Genomic DNA, 23,561 nt, shown 5'->3' with positions numbered 1-23,561 from the left:
CCATGCCAAAAAACAGCCAAAAACAATACAACTTACTGTTCTCCCTTTCCAAGCACGCCAAAACCCTCCAGGGCATTTCCTCCCTTCTTGAGTGGGATCACGAAACCTACATGCCGGAAGGCTCCGCCTCGATACGGGCCGAGCAAGTCAAAACGCTTGCAGGCCTCGTACACCAATGCAAAACAGCCAAAGAGTATGAGGGCGCTTTGGGATCGTTGATCAACATCAAAACAGGCGCCCTGAAAGCCAAAGACCTTCCCTTGCCAAAGCAAAGGGCCCTTATCATGTGGAGAAGAGACTTTGTCAAAGCCAAAGCTCTGCCGACATCCTTTGTGGAGGAATTTGCGGCTCTCACTTCGAAATCAGTCTCGGTCTGGCGCGCGGCGAAGGAAAAGTCATCATTCAAAGAATTTGCCCCCTATCTGAAAAAAATCATAGACTTATGCAGAAAAAAAGCTGAGCTCATCGGATACGAAAAACACCCCTACGATGCCCTCATCGATGAATTCGAACCGGGAGAGACCGCCGATAACCTGGCCGAACTCTTCGGCAACGTGAAGCCTTCCTTAGTCTCTCTCATTGCTAAAACACAAACAAAGAAGAAAATTGACGACAGCTTTCTTCGAGGAAATTTTGACCCGGAAAAGCAGATGGAGCTTGGCAATGAAATTCTGAAGGATATCGGCTTTGACTTCCGCTATGGAAGAGTCGATTTCTCCACACACCCCTTCTCATCCTCATCTCACCCACAAGACAGCCGCATAACGACCAGGAAGCCCTCGGATAATTTGATCGCGAACATCAGCATCCTCATGCATGAAGGCGGCCATAGCCTCTACGAGATGGGGCTACCTGAAAAGGAGTATGGATCTCCCCTCGCGGAAGCGGTATCCCTTGGAATTCATGAAAGCCAGTCACGTTTTTACGAAATCTGGATCGGACAAGGAAAACCCTTTTGGAAGCGCTATTTCCCAAAACTTGCGGATACCTTCGGTGGAAAGCTCAAAAAGGTAAGCTTTGACAATTTCTACAAAGCCATTAACAAAGTAGCCCCCTCCTTTATCCGTGTGGATGCTGATGAGCTTACCTACCCAATGCATGTCATCTTACGCTTCGAAATCGAAAAAGCCTTGATCGAAGGAAGTGCCTCCGTAAATGAAATTCCTGACTTATGGAGAAGCAAAATGAAGGAAATGCTGGGAATTGTTCCCAAAACAGATCAGGAAGGGTGTCTACAGGATATCCATTGGTCGATGGGAGCTTTCGGCTACTTTCCTACCTATTTACTCGGAAGCATGTATGCAGCGCAGATTTTTGATGCATTCCAAGCTAAGAATCCTGATTTCGAAGAAAGAATTCAGAAAGAAGGACTCTCCTTCATCAAGGATTATCTGGGAAAAACAATCCATCGACACGGCAGGCAATATGACAGCAGAGAGTTGATCAAAAGGGCGACCGGCAAGGCGTTCAGCCCTGCGGCTTACCTGAACTACCTGCAAAAGAAATATGGCGCATAAAAAAAACAAAAGAAGCGCTGACAGGTTCAGCGCTTCCTTTTCAGGCGGAATGGCATCTTAGCGATGCCTGAAAACGATCTGCCCGTCAACGACCGAAACATCTATCAAGTCGCCGAACACTTCGTGAAAGGATTTTTTAAATCCTTCCAAGCCATAAACGTTTCTTGCCTCCTCGATAGCCTTGATGGTGGACACCATCCTAAAGAATCGCTCCTGCAGCATAGCCCTCTCGCGCACCTGAAGGGCCGGGGCAAAGAGAATGTAGTGCAGCTCAGCTATCTCCTCCTCAGCTAAAGACGGCTCCTTTAAAAGTTTCATGAACGCATACATCAGAGCCGTCTGGCTCATTCCAATGTCGACAGAATCCTTACAGGTGAAACTGATCGAATCGGGCTCCAGCAGTTCAATCGATTTAAAGTACAGCATCAGATAGGTGATGCCAATGAAATCCAGCCTCTCCTGTCTTGTCAATTGGGGCTTGCTTTGGAAGAACACGCGATGGACAGCGTTCAACAAATCCTGAGCAAATCTATCCGTCAGCACTTTCTTGATTTTCCCAAGGAACAGAAAACCGGTATTTTCATCCTGCATCTGCTCAACGAAGTGCTGTTTGAAAAGATCGGCCTGCCTATCTTGGTCATAAGGTGCCAGCTGGTGGTAGAAGTCTGTATCAAACGGCAGAGTGACAATCCCGAAATGGTTTTTAAGCTCTTCATTTTCCGGTAAAGCTTCCAGTGCCTTGCAACGGGCTATTTCCTTCCAAGAGGTTCTGTCTTGCAGGTTAAACATCAAGTGCTGTTTCGGGACCGAATCTTTGGTCGAAGCTCTCAAGAAAGCAAGAAACTCCTCCAGAACATACGCCTTGTTGATATAATCTTGAGATGTCGGCGATGGCAGCTTCATGCAGAGAACCCATTTATTTTTAACATAGATGGAAAAGAGCTGCCCCGGCCAGTTTCTCTGAAGAAGGGGCGCGAACTTGCTCTCCCAATCCTCCAGCATCTCGACGTTACGGATCATCGGTCCATGCGTTCCTGAACGGATGAGCTTCCTGAAATATTCGTGATCAATCTCAAGCGTCTTGCTCAACGAACCCCCTCTTTCTTGATGAAGATGCCTGGAAAGAAGGCGCCCTTCCGCAACTAGGTTATTTATCACAGGAGAAAGCTCATGAAAGCCGTCAAAGTGAATAAAAAAGGCTCTTATCAAGGCATGGATGGTATCGAACAGCACAGAGGCAAGATGCTGGTTGCTTTTTGGTGGGTAAGCAGCCATTTTCTGATACTCAATTGAAGTCACCGCCTCATGCAGGTAGGATTCAAAGTCGATCAGATAATCGAGGCATGTCTTCACTTTGATTTTCGACTGAAGAGTATTTTGAGATGCGGCTAAAAACAGTGCCATGATGGCACTGGATACATACCCTGGCAAAGGCTTTGTTCTGTGCTTTGCAGCTTCCTTGTAGAAGAAGTCCAGACGACTACCCATCGACTTTAAGATCGAGCGTGCAGCTCCATGCGCAATCTTGTCCATCCAGTCGCGCATGTAGCTTAAGCGATCCTCTTCAACCCCTTGAAGCGTCCCTCCGAAGTCGATTACAAGTTTGATATTCCTGATCAGCCGCGGGTTGAAGAACCGTGATCCGTCTTCTTTTCGGACAAAAAGAAGTTCATATGCCGTGTCTTTTTTGATCTGTTCGAGATCGATAAAGATGTGCTGGGAGAGCGATGTCTCCTTTCCCTTCGTGGCTTCCTGCTTGCCGATAAAGCCTTTGGTTAGTCCAAAGAGCCATTTACTCAGCGTTCCCTGATCGACCACATGCGCTACTTTGCTGCGGTAAAACTTCTTCAGCTCAACATATTCCTTGAGCTCAGTCACGCTTTTTTCCTGTGCCTGATTGAAAAGCTCTGTATAGCGATCGAGCTTCTTGGCTGCTTCTCCGACCAAGATCATGATACTCTTGATACTCTCCACCTTATCCGTGGGGGTCGACAAAACAAACTGGGCTTCCCAGGAATCTTTTAGGTGGCTCAGGATTACCCTGAAAATCTCTTTGATCATCTTGAGCGTTTTGCTCTTTCCGGCATCCTTGAGCCAGTGGATCGTTCGATAGTTTATCTTGCGGTCATCAAATAGGAGGGCGTGCTTTTCTGTGACAGCAGCTTCTTTGTCGAGCTTCAAATCTGCGATGTTGGACAAAGTCTCAACAGCCTCAATCAAGCTTAAAGCTTTTATTTTTTCCTTATTCTTCGATTTCATAAGCCCCTTCCTTGTTGCTTACCTAATACAATTATCGCCATTCAAAATATTATTACTCAAACTTTTTGAAAGATTTATTGCAACAAAGGCGATATTAATAATTATTCTTTAAAAAGAATCTGAAGACGTGTTAAAATATTTCTTTATATTGTGATAATTTAAAAGCTTGCCTAGAATGGGTCTATTCCAAAATACGGAAGAGTGGCAGAGTGGCCGATTGCGTCTGTCTTGAAAACAGAAGGCGGTGATGAGCCGTCCGGGGGTTCGAATCCCTCCTCTTCCGAAGTCTCCCATGTTCCTGTGTAGATAGGTCTAACAAGAGTACACTACGCAAAGCACCTGTATAGCATTGTACGAAAGATAAATACAGATTACCCCTACACATTCATAGAAGTCATTATATCACCATCTTAACCTCGTGAAGGAAAGTTCGTATGTCCATTTCTCTAAATACCTGGGGTATCCGATCCATCAACCGGGAAACGTTCAACATCAAGCCAAACGATTCGCTTTATATGCCAATCCAGGTGCGTAATGTCGCGATCACGGCGATGAGAATCTGGAATATCGTGATGAATATTTTGGGATATATCCCAGGGGTGCAAATTGTCTCGGGAGCCTTGCGGATAGTGGCAGGCATTGCCATCGCCGGCTTCACAGCGGCTATCGGCGAGCGTGAAGCCACCTGTGGACCTATTATCGGGCGCTGGTATGATGAGGCAATAAACACAGGAATGGCTCAGATTGTCCGCGGCGCACTTGAAGCGCTGATCCCATTTGGCTTTATCGCCAATGCCTCTCTCGACATCATTGCAACCCCTTTAAACATCTATAAGGAAATATGCCCGCCGCCACGAAGTGTTCCGGCTGACAGGGAAACGCTTTTTGTGCAGGCAGCTCCATACCCGGACATTATCTACCCAGTCCCCCTCGGCATACTCCACTTAGCTTAGATTATTTGGTACGGGCTCCTTTAATTGGTAATCATCTCCGGAGCGATTGATAGGCGGTTCGTACCCCACCCTACGAGGCGATATAGATCAGGCACCCGCCTTCAGCCACTCGAGAAGATCCAGGTTTTCCCGTTGGTTGCTGTCTTCTGCAATCCAGACCGCAAATTGGCTTCCCGGTTCACCGAAAATATACCGCTGAGGCGTCAGCGAGTCGATAAAGTCGGCGAGCGGTTTAAAGTGAGGGGCATGGGGCTTATAATCGTGAAAGATGACAAATCCACAACGTTTTACACAATCGAAATCAAACCGGGCTTTATCTAGATGATGGTCTCCATCGATAAAGGCAACATCAAAGGAGCGCCCTGAAAGAATCTCCTTTTTTTCTTCATCGTCCCGGCAGATAGAGTAATCTATTAGCGAACTCACATCCAGATACTTCCAGATTTCTTCAGCAAGAGGACTGGCTACAATGTCAAACGTGGCGACCTTTAATCCAAGGGATGCAAAAAGAGCTGCCGAGACTCCATGGAGCGTGCCGATTTCAACAATCGATTGTACTTTGGCAAGCTTGATAAGCTTGGTCATCAATTCTTCATGATGGATCATGCTATGGGTGCGGATCTCTTTACCAAAACGCATGGTAAGTAAAGACTTGATCTTGTCCATTTATCCCTCATCTATACCGAAAAACATCTCTAAATTTGGCGTTGGGGCCTGCGAGAGGGTCTTGAGGACTGAAAGTTGCCGCTCGCCCACTATTAGAAATAGGAGACGACTTGCACTCTTTCCTTCTTGGGAGACTTTCGCTTTTCCCGAAATCCGAATCTGTTAACAGTCTCTAAGAGCCTGCCTTACTTGGCGAGGATTAATTCCTTCAGTCCCTCAATCCAAAGTGGATGGTCGTTAAGGCTGGGAACGAGCTCCAACCTCTTTCCCCCAAGCTGAGTGAACTCATCCTTCAGCTCCACGCCTATCTCATACAATGTCTCCAGGCAATCCGCAACAAAGGAAGGAGAAAAGACCAGCAGATTTTCAACACCATTTTTAGCCAATTGATGGACAGTATCTTGGGTTGAAGGCTCCAGCCAGGGTTCACTTCCGAGCCGGGACTGAAACGTCACTACAAACTTCTCTTTAGGAATATTCAATTCCTTGGCCACAGCATGCGCTGTGCTCACGCACTGAGAAGCGTAGCACTGCGGATTTTTTGCCTGCACACAGCAATCCGGCGAAGATTTACAGACACCCAAACGGTCGCATTTGCGAATTTGCCTAATTGGCAACCCATGAAAGCTAAAGAGAATGCGATCAAACTTCTCGTACCCCTTTTCGCGCGCTCTCTCGCTGAAACAGGCGACCATTTTCTTTTGAACAGGATAGCTCGGTATGAAATGCACCTCAGGAACTGTCAACCACCTCTTCAAATAAAACATAACCTTTTCGAAAATGGAACCTGTCGTCGCCGAAGCGTACTGTGGGAACAGGGGCAAGATAATGATTTTTTTGCAGAAAGCGAGCTGCTCAAGCCCCTGCTCAATTGAGGGATTTTGATAACGCATGGCGAGAACCACTTTGAAACTGTCAGATAGAGCCGCCTGCAACTGATCCCTGACTGTTTTCCCCCAAAACAGGAGCGGTGACCCCCCGCCGGTCCAAATCTTAGAATAGGAAGCTGCGGTATTCTTCACCCTTTTAGGAACAATCAGACACCTGACAAGCAGCTCTCTTTTCCATCGGGGGATATCGATCACACGGGGATCGAGCAAAAACTCATGCAAATAGCGCCTGACATCCGCAACGGCAGGCGTATCGGGTGTTCCTAAGTTAACCAGCAGTACCCCCGTTGTCTCTCCTTTCACCTTAACTCACTCCTCATTTTCCCCAATTTCCACCTAGGGCATGCGCCCTTGCCAAGCTTCCGATCCAGTCAAAATTTAATTTAGTCGCAATCGGCAAAGTTTTAATACCCAGACGCTACCGGATGGCTTTCTTCAAAAGCCAGTATTGAAGATGTAGCATTTAATCACAATTGAAAGAGATTGCGCCTCAGAGCCTGTCGGCCATTTGAAATAGGTTGATTTATCGACTGGCGGCACCTCGGATAGTAGAACGTGAGGGCTGTCTTTCCTAAATTTAGATGAATTGGCCTTAAGCCGCATGGGTCCATTAAAAGAAAAAACCCCTTAATTTCATCAACCTGCTGCGGAGGATATCCAACTTGAAAAAGAATGGATCGTTCTGCTTAAATGGAGAGCACCTTGCATATCAAAACAGCCCGGAGCTACTAAAATCCCATGAGAAGATCAATTTGTTTTTGCGAACCGAACACTGTCTATGCCGGCGAAATAGGCACCTGGAAATTTGTGTACACTCCCGGGTCTAACCTCCCCAAAGGAACGCTTTTAAAATTTGATCTTGGGTCCGAAGGCAGACCGATAGACTGGGAAATTCCGTCGGTAGACCTTAAAGAGCCCCGTAATCAGATCTATCTTCTTTTTGAAAACGGTAAAACGGCCGCTTTTCATGAAGTGGAAGTCGACTGGCGCTTCACACCTCAGTATGAGTGTGCTCTACCCCAAGCAGTGAGCGCCGGATCGCCCGTAACCATTGTCGTCGGAGCGCCAAAGGGTGCTAAATCGAATGAGAAAACCGGCAACCAAGTTCAGACAAACTCTCACCGCAGACGGGCATTCAACCTCTACATCGATCCCACCGGAAAAGGCCGCTACGGCGAGCCGGAAATATTCAACATGGACGTTAAGGGCGGAGAGCTGAAAAACATCAAAGTGTGGGCACCCTCCTTTGTCGCCAAAAACAAACGTTTCGACGTTGTCATCCGATTCGAAGATGAGCATGGCAACCTGACCAGCAACGCTCCTGAAGACACACTGATCGAACTCAGCTATGAGAACATCCGGGAAAATCTAAACTGGAAGCTTTTCGTTCCAGAGACAGGCTTTATCTCCCTGCCCAACCTCTATTTCAACGAACCGGGCATCTACACGATCCAACTGACCAACACCACAACAAAAGAAACATTCAAGGCCAGCCCCATTAAGTGCTTTGCCGAAGCAAATGAAGTTCTTTTGTGGGGGCTGTTCCATGGCGAGTCGGAACGGATCGACTCCGCCGAAAACATCGAGGGCTGCTTAAGGCACTTCAGAGATGAGAAAGCGCTAAACTTCTTCTCGACCTCTTCGTTTGAGAGTCAAGAAGAAACCTCTAATGAAAGCTGGAAGCAAATTACACAAAACGCGGTGGAGTTTGACGAGGCCGACCGCTTCACCACCTTCATCGGATTCCAGTGGCAAGGAGAATCCGGAGAGGAAGGGCTTCATCAGCTCGTCTACTTAAAAGACGGCAAGCAGATACTCAGGAAAAAAGACACCAAATCCTCTTCCCTGAAAAAAATCTATAAGTGCTTCTCGCCCAAAGAGCTGATCTCCATCCCAACGTTCACGATGGGCAAAGGCTGCGAGTACAACTTCAAAGAATACAATCCCGAATTTGAAAGAGTCGTCGAAATCTACAATGCGTGGGGTTCGTCGGAATGTTCCGTAAAAGAGGGTAATACCAAACCCATTGACACCGAAGGAAAAAAAGGTGTCAAAGAATGCTCTGATGGGTCGGTATTGAAGGCTCTTAAGAATAATTGCCGCTTTGGCTTCGTAGCCGGTGGGCTCGACGACAGAGGCGCCTTCTCCGACTTTTTTGAGGGCGACCAGATCCAATACACACCCGGCATCACCGCCGTGATCGCCAAGGAGTTTTCCAAGGCTGGTATCGCAGATGCGCTCTACAGAAGATCGTGCTATGCAACGACTGGTGAGAGGATGCTGCTCAGCGTCAACATCGCGGGAACGTCCATGGGCCAAGAAGTCTCCACAGCGGACAAACCAGGACTTACCATCAACCGCCATATCGCTGGTTTTGCTGCCGGCACATGCCCTTTAAAGACTGTAGAAATCATCCGCAATGGCGAAGTGATCAAAACCTTTAAACCGGTAAAAACGTATCGTCTCGAGTTTGAATTTGACGATATGGTGGATATGTCGAAAATCATCTTACAAAGCCCAGATAAGCGTCCTCCCTTCGTGTTTTATTACGTCAGAGTCACTCAGGAAGATGGCCATATTGCATGGTCTTCTCCAATCTGGATCGATTTTGTCAAACTCTCCCCTCAGGAGAGAAAAGCAAAACGCATGCAGCGCGTTATTCCCAAAGCACAGGTGAAAGAAGAGGATATCCTCGATTTCTCCGCAGATGAAGATGATCTGGAAGAGGACTTGGAAGAATATGAGGGCGATGAGGAGTAACCTCCTTTTCTCCCCCTTTTCAAGGGCCCTTCATTCCGGGCTATATCGAAGGCTTCTGAAAATTTAATTTTGGACAAAGAGAAAGTTCTCGCACCCAAGCCATGGCAACGCACCTCATAGCTCTAATATTAGGTGATTTGCCATGGCTCCATCGTGGGGAGCTTTCTCAAAGCGCCACGCCAGATTCTTTACCCTTATCCCCCTCGTTTTCACCAAATACCACTTCTCACTCACTAAAAACAATTGCCATTCATTTCTGACACGCGTCAAAGAGTTCGGTTCTCACCTCACTTACTCTTAAAAAAGATTTCAACAAGGCATTAGTGCCTTATACCTTCGGAAGCTCTGATCACCTCGTGTATTATTAAATAACTATTAAAAAGAACGTTAATATTTACAACAGACAATCTTCATAATAAATTTAAATGAGTTCTTTAACATAGATAGATTATAATAGGAACAGATCTCTAACACGGAGGTTAGTATGATCGAAAATTCTGGATCCAGTCTTCAAAGTGGGGGTAGTCAACCTTATGACTACAATGCCAAACTTGCAGAAAGAGCAGGTGCCGTCGTTCACGGAAAGACCTACACAATTTCTGATGAGCAAATTGAAAAAATTTGTGCCGCGGTGAACGAATCTTTCCGCGAAGCCGGACTCCGCTTCTCCAAGAATGATGGTCGCTTGATAGCAAAAATCTTCGGAGGCGAACTCGCCAATATCGCCATGCTGCCGCGCGATAGTGATCTAAAAAGTGAATTGATGAACCGTATTGAAACGCACGCCCAGCTGAAGTTAAATCTCGGCGACGATGGAGGGCACGATGCTAAACTAATCGAATCGCTAAGCAGCGCCGTAGCCAATATCGTATTCGTGCCAGAGGGCAAAGAGCAATGGGTCCACCCCTCCGCAACGCTAAGACTCTTCATTAAAGAGCGTGGTGAAGCCGTCGACAGAACGAGTGAACTCATCACCAAACATTATGGCTTGGATAAAAAAGAAGAGGGCGATCTCTATGTCCAGCTGCTGGGCTGCCTGTCGAATAAGATGTTAATCGAGCCTGAGAAAAAGTTGACGCCGGAAGAAGGGATGAAAATACTCGAGCAACTGATGCTGGATACAGCCACCGATTTTATCAAAACATCCGGAAAGGACTCTGCGAACAGCGAGGAGATCATCAAAGACCTCAATAAGGAAGTTTTTTCCAAGTCCATGTCTTACGCCGTAAAACATCCTCAAGTAGCCCCTAGAGCCCCCTCCAGCATTCATCAGATGAGCATAAAAGAAAAGTATGAGAGAGGCGAGGAGATCCCGCGTTATATCATGGAATTTGATGTAACAAGCGAGCATATCATGAATCCGGAGGGATATCTGGATGTCCGTCTGGCACGAAAAGCGGTAGAGAGCATGAAGTTTGTCTCCGGGCATGAGCCTCGGGGAGGAACCGGCAAAAATATAGAAGTTTTCATCGGTCCTGAAAAGGATATGCGCCACTACTATGAAGAGCTCGGGTATGTAATGAAAGGAGAGCTGGCTGGTCGCACATCCAACCGCTACTACTATTTTGAGAACCCGGAAAACCCCAATGATGCCAAAGTTATCATTACAGGAGCTTCCAATTCATCAAAGCTGTTCCACCAGCTCATTCAGTTAAAGTTCGCGGGCATCGACCTTACACAAGTTGGGGTGAGAGGGCTATTTTCCATCGCCCAAAAGGATTTGCTCGATAACCTCGACCGCAATTTAAAATCTTTGGAAGTCCCTCCTTCCATTTGCTTTATCGGCAACCGCTCCCTTATCGTCGAAGCTCTAGCTGCAAGGCTGTTTCCGGAGGAGATGGAGTCAGTATCCTTTGGTAAAGATAGAGACTCGCAAGTGGAAAGAATCTTCGAGCGCAACGGCCTCACACTCACCACTTCGGAAGTGGGCAGCATTAAATATTCCTACGTTGCCATACCCAGCAAAGAGGGAGGGCAGATAGGCATTATGGGCATGCGCATGCCGAATGGAAGTCTGGCTGGAAACGTCACAGAAAAACTGATGCAAAATGGCGTTGAAAACCTGTTCACTGTAGGAGCTGGAGGATCTCTTAGCAAAAGCGCTGATGTCTCCTCCTATCAACTGTTGACAGGGGCTATGTACCAAGAGGCGGAGATAGATCTTGATCCAAGGATGGTTATGGATGTCCCCTTTAGCCGGTTTGAGGCTATAGCTGGGCAGAGAAACATCACCGTAGACTCGCCGCTCGTTGAAAACAAAGCATGGCTTCATGATGCGGCCGCAAAGGAAGTTAACTCTGTGGATGTAGAGAGTTATCACATTATGAAGGCTTTTGTAGAGAACCGAACGCCCACCGCCCGCATTCTGCCGGGAATTTTCACTTCCGACGTCGTTGAAGAGGCGGGAGAGCACACGCTGGAAGAAAAAATAGCCCCGGAAAACGCCTGGAAGCAGATGGGCCCCTTTCTCCAGGAGAGCTTCGACTATTTAGGCATCATCACAAAAGAGGAATACGAACAAGTATAGCATTCAAAAAACGCATGCGCTTCAGGTAACGTGAATGCATTGGTTTCCACCCCGTAGCGCCAATGTCCCAAGTTTTGTTACCTGAAGCACACCTTCTTCGAAACAAATCGCGTAGTGGCTGTTTAAGGAGGCTGGTATTGATTCCCAAAGATGAATCGAAAATTGATTTAAAAGAATCCCCAAATCAACAGAAACCAAATCGTCAACGATCTCTAGATCCTCTCATAAAACTTAAAATCGTATGATTTGAGTTTTTAAGACAGGCTCTTAGGTACCCTTAGCTCGGGTGTTGCACTGAACGCAACAGTAAGACAGCAGCGGAATATTTTGCGAAAACAGCCTCTTGATCGTAAGTACACGATACAGATTTCTCTCAAAGAATAGCCTCTTGCAACTTTTGCAAGTAACTGGCGGTTCAGCCAAATCATCTTGCAGGTCTTCGGTAAGCTGGGTGATATCCCCCGTGGGCGCCCTTAAAAGATAGGTAAGAGCCAGATCGACTAAGGAGGGAAAGCCGGGTTTGATGACCTCATCATTTTTCGCAAGTGGGTTGCCTGCCAGGCTGAGAGCGCGCAGGTGGGGCAGGCTAGTAATTTCGGCGGGCAGGGATTTTAATTGATTACGTTCAGCCCTAAGCTCTTTCAAAGCCTCCAAACGACCCATCGAAAAAGGCAGTGATTCGATCGCATTTTTGCTGACAGCCAATACTTCAAGAGAGGCCAAATCACCCACTGAGTCCGGAAACTCACCCCAGAGCCTGTTCGCGGTAAGATACAGCCTCTTCAGCGCCCTCATAGCTCCTATCGCCCTAGGAAGCGTATCGATATGGTTGAAGGAAAGGTTCAACACTTCCAGGTTTTGCAACGAAGAGAGGCTCTCCGGCAACTTTGTAATCAGATTATGGCTGAGATGAAGCTCTCTCAATGATTCCAGCTTACAAATCTCATCAGGGATCTCGGTGAGCTCATTGCCGCTAAGCTTCAAAACCTTCAGGTTTTTCAACCGGTCGATCAGCGGGGAGATGACTTTCAGGCCGCATCTTTCCACTTCCAAAACTTCCAACTCATCAAGCTCTCCTATAGATTCATTCAACATCTCCATATTATTCTCATTGATCTTGAGAACCTTAAGATGCTTCAATGTTCCCAGGTCCGACGGAAATTCCGTCATGCGGATATTGTTGAGGCTCAGAGAGGAGATTTTGGGAAAATTTAAAATAGCAGTGCTTAGGTTGCCTAGGGGATTTCCGTCGAGAATCACTTCGGTCACATCGGAGTGGTCGGCCACTATGCTGGAAGGAATGGATGTTAGACCCTTATTGACCAAACTTAAGAATGGAGCAGTAAGCGAATGAACCATAGAAAAACCTCAACAATTCAGTTTTTAATAATACATGCACTTGTCCAATGATAAACAAGATCAATATTTTATTGCAAAGTTTTAATTAAGATTATTAGATAATCGATTTGATTAGCCATAGAAAAACAGAAGTGTTGAAATCAAAATTCAGATCGTACTGATATTGTCTCACGATTTGGGTTTCAGCACATAAAAAGCTCCCCAAGAATGAAAGATTTTGAAACATGGGATGACTTTCAATCCCAAGGCTTTTTCAATGCTCTCATGCCAAATTTTGAATCGATTCCGGCATACAAAGAAGCTTTTAGAGACTGTCAACGAATTCAGTCCTGGTGATTTTAAATCTTTTGAACCCCTTTCCGATTCATTGGGAGGCAGTATCAGCTCTCGCACGAGATCGAAAAGCGGTCACAATAATCCTCCCTATTCGAAGAACTCCGAATAGGTTAACAGTCTCTTAGAAAGGGAGCCGAAAGCAAGATACAAAAAAAATGCGGCAATTGAGCCGCATTTTTAGCATGTACCATGAAGGAAGGATCAAATCTTACGCTTGATGCTCGCCGATGGGCTTGCCTGTTTTACGCTCGAGAGCCTCCCTCTTTTCATCACTGATCGTGGTCTCTTTCAGCTCTGTGCCCTCGATTGTTTTCACTTCGATGTCCTTTTTGATACGTTCATCGCTAAGACGTTCACGGCTCAGGCGCTCTTTCAAGTCCTGCTGCCTCTTGGCGTCCGCTTCCTGCTCTGCCCGCTGCTCTTCACGGTTACGCTCCATACTTTCGATGTAGCGCTGGGTGATATCGGTCATCTGATCTAAAACATTTTTCATGAGCAGCTTGCGGAGAGCTTGTCTGACAGAGGAGTCATAATTGATCTCGGAAACTTTTACTTTCCCCTGAAGTTTTTTCTCATCGGACTTCTCCTGTTTGAAAGATGCCAAGATCTCGTGGCATACATTCATGATTTCATCGTACTCTTCCTGGTTTAGGTGAGTGATCGCAACGTTTATCAGCATCTCATGCTCAGGAGGTACCTCCCCTTCTTGAAGCTCTGCGCTTTTGGCAGGCTTCACTTTCAAGTGGCACACTTCCAAATCACAAAGATTAGCTTCGGCGAATGTTTTGTTAAACTGAACAAACCCACCGTCTAAAATGAAAGCAATTCTGCCTTCTTCGTGATATTTACGTAACTTCTCGGAAGGAAGGTTGGCGATATCAAGCTTTTTTAAGGTGATGACAGCCTTATCTCCTCCCAGTGCGAGCTCTCCCTTTTCTTCGAGGTAAGACTCTTTTTTGGAGACCGCCGCGATTTGCACATTTTGATGATCTGCAAATTGCTTCAAATGAAGGAACGTGTTGTTTCTCATTGGATTCATAATAAACCCCGCTAATTACTCTTTTATATTATACTACAACCTTTTTTCTTATAACAAATATAATATAACAGCAGCGAATTAAGGATTTATAAAGAAAAGCGTTTACTTTCTCCAAGAGTCCATGGCATAGTATTTGCGTTGAGCTTGTCCCTATACCGAAAGTATCGCAAAATTTGTGATTTTGACGTCACGAAGCCCTCAAGATTACAATTAACCTTATCACCTTAATATTAGGTAACTTGTAATCTTTCAATCTAGAGGAGCTTTCGCTTTGCGAAAACCAAATTTTTGAACACCGTCGGTATAATCATCCGGCTCGTTTTTTTGTTCTTCAACCTTCATCAAAACCGCTCTAGTTGAGGTAGCCATGGATCACGGATTGAAAACCGCCCCTTTGGGAAAAAAAACCGATTATGTGGAAGAGTATTGCCCTGAGCTTCTGTTCCCTGTTGAGAGAAAGCTGGCGCGCGATTTAATCGGCCTGCAGGACGCTAATTTGCCTTTTGACGGCTTCGATATATGGAACGGAATGGAACTCTCCTGGCTTGGACCCAAGGGAAAGCCTGAGATCGCCATCGCCGTCTTCACTTTCCCCTGCGCTTCACCACACATTGTCGAATCGAAATCATTCAAGCTCTATCTAAACTCATTCAACCAAAGCATTTTCCCCTCATACGAAGCTGTCAGAGAGGTCATGGTAAGGGATCTCTCCAAAGCTGTCGGAGCGTCCGTTCAGGTTTCTCTGACCCCTGCCCACAAAGCCCGTGACCAACTGGCGTATGAACTCCCTGGCGTTTGCCTCGATTCTCTCGATATCAGCATTAATGATTATGAGTTCAATCCAAACCACTTGAAAGCGGAAGGAGCTCACATCGACGAGACGGTCCACAGCCATCTGCTGAAATCTAACTGCCTGGCGACTGGACAACCAGACTGGGGATCGCTTTTGATTCGCTACAAAGGGCCTAAAATTGATCACGAGGGCTTACTGAAATACATCATCTCCTTTAGACGCCACTCAGGATTTGCCGAGCACTGCGTAGAGCGAGTATTTTTCGATATTCAGGAGAGATGTCGGCCCGATTCATTGACTGTATACGCAAGATACACAAGGCGTGGGGGGCTTGACATCAACCCTTTCCGCTCGAATTTTGAGACAGAGGCTGACAACGCAAGGCAGATAAGGCAATAGATACCTTTCACAAGAATTTTAAGACGGGATCGGGGAGATTCGCAATGCTTCTTTTGATACTATTTTTTCATTTGACTGTTTGCCCCGCCCTTTTATCCTCTGTGGAAATTATCTCAAGCCCCCCTCTTTATACCATTGAGGGAGCGGCAAGCAAGCTCAACCATCCCGAAGGGATTGCCTTCTCACCCTCAGGCGACTTCATTGCGGTAGCCAATGCAAGAAGCAACAACATTCTTTTCTACCGTATATTTGAAAATGATATAAGTAAGATGACGCCGGAGCCGGCATTCATCATGAAAGGGCATCCCGCCTTCTCCTACCCGCACGACCTCTCATTTTCTCCAGGGGGAGAGCACCTGGCGATCGTCTCCAGCTACTCAAATAAAATCACTATCCACGAACGGGATGAAGTCAGTGGTTTCTATAAGTCGGAAGCTATGGCCGTCATCCACGGCAAAAAGGCAGGCCTCAGGAACGCACATACCGTCAAATACAACCCAGCAGGCAACAGGCTAGCAGTCTGCGATGTAGCGGGGAATTCAGTCGCCCTCTTCAAGAGATCAAACAATCATTACGATGAGATTCCCTGCCAAATTCTTAGCCTGCCTCTCTCCCTTATGGATCGGCCTGACGGTGTTGCCTTTTCAAGCGACGGCTCTCTTTTGGCCGCGACAAGTCATGCCACCCATTCCGTGATTCTCTTTGCTAACGATCCCACCGCAGCTGATGAGTACGACCCGATACCCATACAAATTCTCCATGGGGAGGAAACAGGCTTTCACTTCACTCACTCTTTGGCATTCCACCCTTTCGATCATACGTTGGTTGTCTCATCGGCTGCCGGCAAAAAAACGGTGGCAATCTTCAGGCGGCAGCCCGGAGAAGCGCTTTCCTACCCTCTCATCCCGTCCCAGATACTGGAAATATACAATCCCCTCACCTACCATATGCATGTCTACGAACCGGAAGAAGGAGGTGTGAAAGGGGTTGCCTTTTCACCAAGCGGCAAAGTACTGGCAATTTTGTCGACAGACCATGGAAACTCCAGGAAATCGGTGATCCTCTTTGCGGTGGAATAGAACTTCGATTCCACTAATCTGCTTGTAATTCGTCATACCGTATCCCATCCAAATGTGGGAGGCAAATACCGCGTCTCTGTCCAGCCGGCCTGCTCCGCCAATGAAGCAAACCATGGAATGAATGGGAATGCGTTCGCTTGACAGTTTCCCAAATCAGCGCTAAGAGCCTATACTATACCGAAAGTATCTCAAAGCCAAAATCCCAAGTTTTGAGACACTTTCGGTATAAAGTCAAATATGGATAGTTTGCTTTCTGAATGGGCAATTCATAAAGCGCTCAGGGACTGTTAAAAGTCCCTTATAGGGGCAAATGAACGTCGATGGATGGGACAAGGCCCCAGTTTTTCAATCGCGTCAAGATGCATGGCTGTGCCATAGCCCTTATGCTTCAGAAAGCCATAGCCGGGATAGAGCCTGTCATACTCTTCCATCAACGCATCCCGCGTCTCTTTGGCTATAATGGAAGCGGCTGCTATCGACTGGGAAAGAGCGTCGCCTTTAATGATTTTCCACTGGAGGTAGGGAAACTCGCCTATTTTCATGCCATCGACTAAAAGGATATCGGGTTTTTGCGGAAGCGCTCGCACAGCAATCCGCATGGCCTCTTGTGTCGCTTGGTAAATGTTGATACGATCGATCTCGTCAGGGGAGACTATGCCTACTGCCGTGAGGATAGAGGAATTGGATTTGATTGCATGAAAAAGCTCTTTCCGTCTCGCAGGAGAGAGTTTTTTGCTGTCATTGATATAGGGAATATAAAGGCCCGGAGGAACGATGGCTGCTGCTGCAACGACGGGACCAGCAAGAGGACCTCTGCCCGCTTCGTCCACACCTGCGATTGCAGTGTGTCCCTGGGCAGAAGCCTCTCTTTCAAAGGATGTCATCTCATAGAGGCGCGTCATCTCTTCGGCGCCGCCTGGAGTGTCCTTTGACATTACTCTTGTTCTTTACTCAGTCCGGATTCTGCCATCTGAACGGGTGCTGCAGTAGCAGCAGTGTTGCTGGCAGAGACAGCTGTATAGAGAGCTTTAACTTTAGACTTCTTACCGTGTGTTCCGCGGAGGTAATAGAGCTTGCTTCTTCTGACGTCGCCGCGCTGCATTACTTCGATCTTGGCAATACGGGGGCTGTGCAGAGGAAATACTCTCTCCATGCCTTCTCCAAAAGCTACACGGTGCAGGGAAAATGTCTCGGACAAGCCGGTTCCTTTTCTTGCGATTACAGTGCCGGTGAACACCTGCACCCTTTCCTTGTCGCCTTCAACAATTCTTGTGTGGATCTTCAGCGTGTCTCCCACTTTAAACTGGGGGATATCGCTTTTGAGATGCCGCTTTTCCAGCATTTGGATCACAGCTCGTTTCATAGTTTAAGTCTCCTCAACGATAAATAATTAACTTTTTTACGGGGCACCCATTCAAACCGGCAGGTGCTATGGCCCTTTTTTCAGATAGCTCTCGTAAAGGTCGGGCCGAACCCTTTTTGTCTTAGCTATCGACTCTTTAAGTCTCCATGCCGCTATCTTCGCATGGTCGCCGCTCAAGAGCACTTCCGGAACACGTTCTCCTTCGAACAACTCAGGCCTCGTGTAGTGCGGGCAGTCGAGCAGGCCATTTTCGAAGGAATCCTCTTTCGCTGCGTCTTCATGCCCCAATACATCCGGTATAAACCGAATCAGAGCATCAAGAACTACAATGGCCGGAAGGCATCCATTCGTCAATACGTAGTCGCCAATGGATATCTCTTCATCCACTTCGCTTTTAAGCGCCCTTTCATCTACCCCTTCGTAGTGTCCGGCGAGAAAAACCAGGTGCTTCTTCTGCGAGAGCTCTTTGGCCTTTCCGGCATTAAACAGACTACCTTGAGGCGAGAGGTACACAACCCAGGCATCTTCACTTTGAACCGATCGTATAGCTTTTACAACCGGTTCCGGCTGAAGTACCATTCCGGGTCCGCCGCCATATGGCCTTTCATCCACCCTCTTATGCTTTCCCTCGGCAAAAGATCTGATATCTACCAAGTTGATCGACAAATGCCCGTTTTTTACAGCCCTTGCGATAATACTTTCATCAAAAGGGCCCTTAAAATAACCGGGGAAGAGAGACAGGATGTCAACGCGCACAGGCGTACCCTCTTTCTTCCTTAGGCTGCTTTAACAGCTTTTCTTCTTGCCTTTCTCTTCTGAGAAATTTTTGCCCTGTGCGCAATTTCTTTTTGCGTCTGGGTACGAATCACTTCAGGAGCTACTTTCTTAACGATCGAACGTGCTCTTTCAGTAATTTCTGCGCCCTGTGCAAGCCAGTGGGCAATACGGTCTGCTTTCAGAGAAAGCGTATTCTCTTCGCTTGGCGCCGTCGGGTTGTACCAACCTAAGGCTTCGACATATTTGCCGTCTCTTTTAGTGCGGCAATCGGTAACGACAAGCCGATAGGTGGGCATATTGATGCGCCCTTGTCTTCTAAAACGGATTTTCAACCCCATAGGGATCCTCCCATCATCTTTTGTAACTGTTTCATATTTGGCATGTTTTTAAAAAATTTTCTCGCCTGCTTAAACGACTTCTCCAGTCGGTTCACGTCGTCGATCTTCGTTCCGGATCCTCTGGCAACGCGTTTCCTTCTCGGCACCGTCAGTTCATCGTCCAGCCTGCGCTCTTTCGGAGTCATCGAGTGAATCATCGCCTCGACCTTCATGAACTCCTTATCGTCGATATTCAAGTCCTTAAGCGCCGAAGCTCCAGGTAGCATACTGAAAAGCGACTTAAAAGACCCCATTTTTTTTACCATCTGGATCTGCTTCAGATAGTCTTCGTAAGTAAAAGTCGCTGAACGGATCTTCTCCTCCAGCTTCTTCGCTTCCTCTTCATCGATATGCTCTTTGGCTTTCTTAACCAGGTTAATGGTGTCTCCCATTCCCAAGATTCGGTCCGCCATTGATGCCGGGCTGAAGACTTGCAGATCTTCTGTCTTTTCACCCACCCCTTCGAACTTTAAGGGCTTTCCTGTCACTTCCCTGATCGAAATAGCTGCACCACCGCGTGTGGAGCCATCGAGCATCGTCAAAATTGTGCCGGTCATCTGCACTTGCTTGTCGAATTCTGCCGCTACATTGACAGCGTCCTGGCCCAGTGTTGCGTTGGCAACAAAAAGCACTTCGTCAGGGTTTAAGAACTCCCTGAGAGCGACCAGCTCTTTCATCAGTTCGGCGTCAAGATGAAGCCTGCCTGCCGTATCGACGATGACAACATCGTGTTTTTTCTCTTTTGCCTCGGCAAGTGCCTTCCTGGCAACGTCCAGGGGAGACATTTGACCCGGCACCGAAAACACAGGAACACCGATAGCCTCACCCAGGGTCTTAAGCTGCTCTACTGCAGCCGGCCTTTGCAAATCACAAGCCACAAGCATCGGAGAGCGGCACTCCCCTGCTTTTTTCAGGTAGCGCGCCAGCTTCGCGGAACTGGTGGTTTTTCCCGACCCCTGAAGCCCGCACATCATAATGACAGAGGGTTTCGACTTAAGAGCCAGAGTCGACTCACCCTCGCCCATCAGGCGGACAAGCTCATCGTGCACGACTTTAACGAACTGCTGCGCCGGCGTAACGGATTTAATTACCTCATCGCCAAGAGCTTTCTCTTTCACTCGTTGCACGAGGGTTTTGACAACCGCATAGTTGACGTCAGCTTCCAAAAGCGCCATCCGCACATCGCGGATCGCATCCTGGACATTTTCTTCCGTTAACCGGCCTTTTCCGCCGATTTTCGAGAGAAGAGTTTGCATTTTTTCCGTTAAAACACCGAGCATCGTACCAGCAAAATCTTATTACTCACGCTAAAGAGCTATAGTATGCTTAAAAAATCATTCAATTTCAAGGGAAAAGAAGCGGTCGTGCGAGGCAAAGTCCTTTTCGACGACACCCTTTTTCCATGGGGATTTGGAAAAAAGAGCGGCAATCGCCTTTCCTTGGTCAAAACCGATTTCAAAGAAAACTCTTGCGGTCGGATTAAGGTACCGAAGCGCCTCTCTCTCAAATCTTTCGTAAAACTCCATTCCCGTCTCCCCCGCCAAAAGCGCACCTTTCGGCTCATATAGAGAAACCTGAGCGTCAAGCTCCTGGTAATCCAGCTTACTGATATAGGGCGGGTTAGACACGACAAAGTCAAATTTTTCTCCTCGAAGCGGCTCGAAAAAATCCCCCTGAAAAAAATCGATCCGGACCCCATTTTCTTCCGCATTCATTCGCGCCATATCCAGCGCTTCCAAAGAGATATCCGCCGCAACGACCCGCACCTCCGGCAGCTTCTTCTTAATCGCAATCGCAAGACAACCGGATCCCGTGCAAAGATCCAGGAGAGTTTTCCCCTCCAGCGACAACGGTCTTAAGCGCCTGACTACCAGATCGGCCAAAATCTCAGTCTCCTGGCGGGGAATCAACACCGATCGATTGATTTTAATGCGGCAATCCAAAAAATCGACATAACCGATCACCTGCTGCAGAGGCTCGCCCGCAATGCGTCTTGTGAGACGCTGGAAAAATTCTTCATAAACGGAATCAGAGAGCGAATCAGACGCAAAGAACAGGGATTGTTCGGATACATTCAAAAGGGACGACAATATTTGGGAGGCCTCAGCAGCTGAGTTGACAACTCCATGATTCTTTAAATAGGCGGCACCCGATTGTTTTACCGCTTGTACTTTTCTAGCCACGGACGTTGATCAAATTTCTGTCAGATTTGAAAGAGGAGAGCGAAAGCTACTCCTGCTGAAGCTGTTGCTCATAAAAATAGGCGACTAACGCCGTTGCGAAATCCTCAAGATCACCTTCCATCACATAATCGAGGTTATATTTCGTCATATTAATTCGATGGTCTGTAACCCTATTCTGAGGGAAGTTATAGGTACGTATTCTCTCCGATCTATCCCCGCTGCCAACCTGCTGGGCGCGGTTTTCAGAAATTTCTTCCTGTTTTTTTCGGCGTTCCGCTTCAAGAATCTTCGCTTTAAGCAATCTCATTGCCTGAGCTTTGTTTTTGTGCTGACTTCGCTCTTGCTGACACTCGACAACGACACCTGTCGGAATGTGCGTCAATCGTACTGCGCTGTCTGTCGTGTTAACATGCTGGCCTCCGGCTCCTGATGAACGGAACGTATCGACACGAAGATCTTTTTCCTCGATATGGACATCGGTATCTTCATCCGGCTCCAATAGAACAGCAACCGTGATGGCGGAGGTGTGAACGCGTCCCTGAGCTTCTGTTTCAGGCACTCTTTGAACCCTATGCGTGCCGCCTTCATGCCTCAGCAATCGATAGACGTTTTGCCCCGACATGACCATGACGAATTCCTTGTAGCCGCCCATGTCTGTGGGAGTACTGGAAAGGAGTTCATACTTCCAGCCCATTTTATCAGCAAACATCTTATACATACGGGCGCAATCAGCAACAAACAACGACGCTTCATCGCCGCCTGTACCAGCGCGGAGTTCGACGATCGCGTTCTTACTGTCGTTGGGATCTGGAGGCACCAGAAGATTTTTCAGATTAGCTTCCCCGTCGAGGATCTGGCTTTGCAACGATACAATCTCTTCGCGGAGCGCATCAGCGAAAGCGGGATCTTTTTCCTGCTTCACCATAGCTTCTGCATCTTCAAGATCTTGTCGCGCACGGATGAGCGCATGAAAAACATTCCTGACCTCGGAGAGGTAGGAGTGCTCCTGTGCGAGCTCTTTGTAACGGGATTTGTCAGATAAGACAGCCGGATCTCCCAACTGCCGCTCCACCTCTTCAAGGCGATCAACAAGCTTTTTTGCTTTTACTTCCATGATATCCTAAAGAAACGAGCAGTGTTGGGAATACGATCTCGGCTGATAGAGCTTATTTTAGATTTTTTTGGACTTAGAAGGCTTCTTATCGAAAGCTTCAGCGTCTTCTTCTACATCCTTTTTAACGCTTTCATTTTTAGCCTGGTAACGCTTACGGAACTTGTCAACACGTCCTTCAGCGTCGACGAGCCCTTTGGAACCTGTAAAGAAAGGATGGGAAGAGGAGGAGATGGAAATCCTGCATACAGGATACTCTTTCCCTTCAAAAACTTCTTTTTCATCTGTCTTCAGAGTCGATCCGCAGACAAAGCGGTGTCCTGTCGAGGAGTCGACAAACAGCACTTCTTGATATTCGGGGTGAACTTCTTTTTTCATGACACTTCTCCAGTCGGCCACTTAGATTTTCAAATAATAAAGGGCTATGCTACTCGAAGAAGCGATTAAATTCAAGGGAATTTAAATAGGGGGTGGCGAGTGAGAGAGGCGCTGTTTTTGAAACGGAGCCGCGCCTCGTGCCGGGCACCGATTATCCACTTCAAAGTCCTCATAGAGAAGAGCTTTCTTAAGTTCCTTGTTCATTGCAGCATCCCCCCACCCTTTCGGCGTGGAGACCAAATACTTCACCAAGCCATCAAATCCCTTGCGGATCGTTCAAGACAATCGGCATGTCCATAATAAAGATGGCCAAAATCTCGGTCACCCTATCCTTTCCTTTGAAGCATGGCAGATTGTCGCCCACTTCGACACTAAAGAGACCAAATCCCTCCGAGGAGAGACTTGCGCGGCGATTATCGTCTCCGACTTATGGACTGATCGGCACTTGAAGACACCCTGCTTCGATCCATTTTGGTGTAGTTCGTCGACCTCGCCGTTTTACCCGGTATTTTGCCAGCAGCAACTCTCCCGCTTTACCTGTCGCTTCGGATGCTTATTCCTTTTCAATCGCTAAGATACTCGTTTTTGCAATGGGATTCGGACGGGCCTCTGTCTCGTTGGGAAGTCAGACGCGCTTCACAATCATAAAAAAATGAATCTACATCACCAATTACAGACTACAAACACAAGACCGCCGAAACAATTTGATATTCTCACATGTTCTCAACAAAGAAAAGAACAGGGCTCTGTAAGTGAACACATCTCCGGGTTCTGGACTGGTTCTTTGACTTAAAA

General features: G+C 47.3%; 19 protein-coding genes, 1 tRNA gene and 1 pseudogene. 8 read left to right on the top strand and 13 right to left on the bottom strand.

Annotation, left to right across the window (positions count from 1 at the left end):
- The first annotated feature begins 2 nt into the window (after positions 1 to 2).
- Positions 3 to 1,517, top strand: coding sequence for a carboxypeptidase M32 (locus ELAC_RS11005; RefSeq protein ID WP_098039343.1), 1,515 nt, complete (start codon positions 3 to 5; stop codon positions 1,515 to 1,517).
- Between the two features lie 57 nt (positions 1,518 to 1,574).
- Here the strand turns inward: ELAC_RS11005 and ELAC_RS11000 are convergent, their stop codons facing one another.
- A complete protein-coding gene (locus ELAC_RS11000; protein ID WP_098039342.1) occupies positions 1,575 to 3,776 on the bottom strand; it encodes a hypothetical protein in 2,202 nt (733 codons plus the stop codon).
- Positions 3,777 to 3,971: 195 nt separating this feature from the next.
- On the opposite strand from ELAC_RS11000, the gene ELAC_RS10995 reads away from it, so the two are divergent.
- A tRNA-Ser gene (locus ELAC_RS10995) sits at positions 3,972 to 4,059 on the top strand.
- 151 nt (positions 4,060 to 4,210) lie between these two features.
- Positions 4,211 to 4,729 carry a hypothetical protein gene (locus ELAC_RS10990; protein ID WP_098039341.1) on the top strand — a complete coding sequence of 173 codons (519 nt, stop codon included), beginning with the start codon at positions 4,211 to 4,213 and terminating at the stop codon, positions 4,727 to 4,729.
- A gap of 87 nt (positions 4,730 to 4,816) precedes the next feature.
- Here ELAC_RS10990 and ELAC_RS10985 read toward each other — a convergent pair whose 3' ends face one another.
- Together ELAC_RS10985 and hemH are read right to left on the bottom strand one after the other, a co-directional pair.
- The gene (locus tag ELAC_RS10985) at positions 4,817 to 5,395 is read right to left on the bottom strand and encodes a class I SAM-dependent methyltransferase (RefSeq protein ID WP_098039340.1); all 579 of its coding nucleotides are present in this window, start codon (positions 5,393 to 5,395) and stop codon (positions 4,817 to 4,819) included.
- Positions 5,396 to 5,580: 185 nt separating this feature from the next.
- Positions 5,581 to 6,588 carry a ferrochelatase gene (gene hemH, locus ELAC_RS10980; protein ID WP_098039339.1) on the bottom strand — a complete coding sequence of 336 codons (1,008 nt, stop codon included), beginning with the start codon at positions 6,586 to 6,588 and terminating at the stop codon, positions 5,581 to 5,583.
- Between the two features lie 435 nt (positions 6,589 to 7,023).
- Between hemH and ELAC_RS10975 the strand changes: the two genes are divergently transcribed.
- Positions 7,024 to 9,045: a DUF3604 domain-containing protein gene (locus ELAC_RS10975; protein WP_098039338.1), complete on the top strand. Its 2,022-nt coding sequence runs from the start codon at positions 7,024 to 7,026 to the stop codon at positions 9,043 to 9,045.
- A gap of 484 nt (positions 9,046 to 9,529) precedes the next feature.
- Positions 9,530 to 11,572, top strand: coding sequence for a hypothetical protein (locus ELAC_RS10970; protein WP_098039337.1), 2,043 nt, complete (start codon positions 9,530 to 9,532; stop codon positions 11,570 to 11,572).
- 267 nt (positions 11,573 to 11,839) lie between these two features.
- Here the strand turns inward: ELAC_RS10970 and ELAC_RS10965 are convergent, their stop codons facing one another.
- Complete coding sequence (locus ELAC_RS10965; RefSeq protein ID WP_098039336.1) at positions 11,840 to 12,931, bottom strand: leucine-rich repeat domain-containing protein; 1,092 nt, start codon at positions 12,929 to 12,931, stop codon at positions 11,840 to 11,842.
- Positions 12,932 to 13,475: 544 nt separating this feature from the next.
- The gene (locus tag ELAC_RS10955) at positions 13,476 to 14,306 is read right to left on the bottom strand and encodes a hypothetical protein (RefSeq protein ID WP_143406504.1); all 831 of its coding nucleotides are present in this window, start codon (positions 14,304 to 14,306) and stop codon (positions 13,476 to 13,478) included.
- Between the two features lie 367 nt (positions 14,307 to 14,673).
- Here ELAC_RS10955 and queF point away from each other — a divergent pair, with 367 nt between their 5' ends.
- Together queF and ELAC_RS10945 are read left to right on the top strand one after the other, a co-directional pair.
- Positions 14,674 to 15,498, top strand: a complete 825-nt coding sequence (gene queF, locus ELAC_RS10950) for an NADPH-dependent 7-cyano-7-deazaguanine reductase QueF (protein WP_098039333.1) — start codon at positions 14,674 to 14,676, stop codon at positions 15,496 to 15,498.
- 44 nt (positions 15,499 to 15,542) lie between these two features.
- Positions 15,543 to 16,577 carry a WD40 repeat domain-containing protein gene (locus ELAC_RS10945; protein WP_098039332.1) on the top strand — a complete coding sequence of 345 codons (1,035 nt, stop codon included), beginning with the start codon at positions 15,543 to 15,545 and terminating at the stop codon, positions 16,575 to 16,577.
- Positions 16,578 to 16,864: 287 nt separating this feature from the next.
- Here ELAC_RS10945 and ELAC_RS10940 read toward each other — a convergent pair whose 3' ends face one another.
- From ELAC_RS10940 to ELAC_RS10905, 8 genes and pseudogenes are all read right to left on the bottom strand, one after another.
- Positions 16,865 to 17,512 carry a ribonuclease HII gene (locus tag ELAC_RS10940; RefSeq protein WP_098039331.1) on the bottom strand — a complete coding sequence of 216 codons (648 nt, stop codon included), beginning with the start codon at positions 17,510 to 17,512 and terminating at the stop codon, positions 16,865 to 16,867.
- Entirely contained in the window at positions 17,512 to 17,940 is a 429-nt protein-coding gene (gene rplS / locus ELAC_RS10935; RefSeq protein ID WP_098039330.1) for a 50S ribosomal protein L19, read from the bottom strand. The genes ELAC_RS10940 and rplS overlap by 1 nt, the downstream gene beginning before the upstream one ends.
- Before the next feature lie 84 nt (positions 17,941 to 18,024).
- Positions 18,025 to 18,696 (bottom strand): annotated as a pseudogene (gene trmD / locus ELAC_RS10930) (tRNA (guanosine(37)-N1)-methyltransferase TrmD); the annotation flags it as partial.
- Positions 18,697 to 18,716: 20 nt separating this feature from the next.
- A complete protein-coding gene (gene rpsP / locus ELAC_RS10925; protein WP_098039328.1) occupies positions 18,717 to 19,055 on the bottom strand; it encodes a 30S ribosomal protein S16 in 339 nt (112 codons plus the stop codon).
- A complete protein-coding gene (ffh, locus tag ELAC_RS10920) occupies positions 19,046 to 20,374 on the bottom strand; it encodes a signal recognition particle protein (RefSeq protein ID WP_098039327.1) in 1,329 nt (442 codons plus the stop codon). Before ffh ends, rpsP begins: the two co-directional genes overlap by 10 nt.
- A gap of 54 nt (positions 20,375 to 20,428) precedes the next feature.
- Positions 20,429 to 21,277 (bottom strand): peptide chain release factor N(5)-glutamine methyltransferase, encoded by an 849-nt coding sequence (gene prmC / locus ELAC_RS10915; RefSeq protein WP_098039326.1) that lies wholly within the window; start codon positions 21,275 to 21,277, stop codon positions 20,429 to 20,431.
- A 46-nt stretch (positions 21,278 to 21,323) separates the two neighbouring features.
- Entirely contained in the window at positions 21,324 to 22,391 is a 1,068-nt protein-coding gene (prfA, locus tag ELAC_RS10910) for a peptide chain release factor 1 (protein WP_098039325.1), read from the bottom strand.
- A gap of 57 nt (positions 22,392 to 22,448) precedes the next feature.
- The gene (locus ELAC_RS10905) at positions 22,449 to 22,766 is read right to left on the bottom strand and encodes a type B 50S ribosomal protein L31 (protein ID WP_098039324.1); all 318 of its coding nucleotides are present in this window, start codon (positions 22,764 to 22,766) and stop codon (positions 22,449 to 22,451) included.
- A gap of 196 nt (positions 22,767 to 22,962) precedes the next feature.
- Here ELAC_RS10905 and ELAC_RS11680 point away from each other — a divergent pair, with 196 nt between their 5' ends.
- Positions 22,963 to 23,340 carry a hypothetical protein gene (locus ELAC_RS11680; RefSeq protein WP_143406503.1) on the top strand — a complete coding sequence of 126 codons (378 nt, stop codon included), beginning with the start codon at positions 22,963 to 22,965 and terminating at the stop codon, positions 23,338 to 23,340.
- The last annotated feature ends 221 nt before the right edge of the window (positions 23,341 to 23,561 follow it).

This window comes from Estrella lausannensis (assembly GCF_900000175.1).
Taxonomy (GTDB): Bacteria; Chlamydiota; Chlamydiia; order Chlamydiales; family Criblamydiaceae; genus Estrella; species Estrella lausannensis.
Note: the sequence above shows the minus strand (reverse complement) of the source record. Positions and strands in the feature narration are given on the sequence as shown.

What these genes read in the sequence shown, in the direction of transcription:
- ELAC_RS11005 (WP_098039343.1), top strand. Translation starts at nt 3, where the DNA reads ATGCCAAAAAACAGCCAAAAACAATACAACTTACTGTTCTCCCTTTCC.
- ELAC_RS11000 (WP_098039342.1), bottom strand. Translation starts at nt 3,776, where the DNA reads ATGAAATCGAAGAATAAGGAAAAAATAAAAGCTTTAAGCTTGATTGAG.
- ELAC_RS10990 (WP_098039341.1), top strand. Translation starts at nt 4,211, where the DNA reads ATGTCCATTTCTCTAAATACCTGGGGTATCCGATCCATCAACCGGGAA.
- ELAC_RS10985 (WP_098039340.1), bottom strand. Translation starts at nt 5,395, where the DNA reads ATGGACAAGATCAAGTCTTTACTTACCATGCGTTTTGGTAAAGAGATC.
- ELAC_RS10975 (WP_098039338.1), top strand. Translation starts at nt 7,024, where the DNA reads ATGAGAAGATCAATTTGTTTTTGCGAACCGAACACTGTCTATGCCGGC.
- ELAC_RS10970 (WP_098039337.1), top strand. Translation starts at nt 9,530, where the DNA reads ATGATCGAAAATTCTGGATCCAGTCTTCAAAGTGGGGGTAGTCAACCT.
- ELAC_RS10965 (WP_098039336.1), bottom strand. Translation starts at nt 12,931, where the DNA reads ATGGTTCATTCGCTTACTGCTCCATTCTTAAGTTTGGTCAATAAGGGT.
- ELAC_RS10955 (WP_143406504.1), bottom strand. Translation starts at nt 14,306, where the DNA reads ATGAATCCAATGAGAAACAACACGTTCCTTCATTTGAAGCAATTTGCA.
- queF (WP_098039333.1), top strand. Translation starts at nt 14,674, where the DNA reads ATGGATCACGGATTGAAAACCGCCCCTTTGGGAAAAAAAACCGATTAT.
- ELAC_RS10945 (WP_098039332.1), top strand. Translation starts at nt 15,543, where the DNA reads ATGCTTCTTTTGATACTATTTTTTCATTTGACTGTTTGCCCCGCCCTT.
- ELAC_RS10940 (WP_098039331.1), bottom strand. Translation starts at nt 17,512, where the DNA reads ATGTCAAAGGACACTCCAGGCGGCGCCGAAGAGATGACGCGCCTCTAT.
- rplS (WP_098039330.1), bottom strand. Translation starts at nt 17,940, where the DNA reads ATGAAACGAGCTGTGATCCAAATGCTGGAAAAGCGGCATCTCAAAAGC.
- rpsP (WP_098039328.1), bottom strand. Translation starts at nt 19,055, where the DNA reads ATGGGGTTGAAAATCCGTTTTAGAAGACAAGGGCGCATCAATATGCCC.
- ffh (WP_098039327.1), bottom strand. Translation starts at nt 20,374, where the DNA reads ATGCTCGGTGTTTTAACGGAAAAAATGCAAACTCTTCTCTCGAAAATC.
- prfA (WP_098039325.1), bottom strand. Translation starts at nt 22,391, where the DNA reads ATGGAAGTAAAAGCAAAAAAGCTTGTTGATCGCCTTGAAGAGGTGGAG.
- ELAC_RS10905 (WP_098039324.1), bottom strand. Translation starts at nt 22,766, where the DNA reads ATGAAAAAAGAAGTTCACCCCGAATATCAAGAAGTGCTGTTTGTCGAC.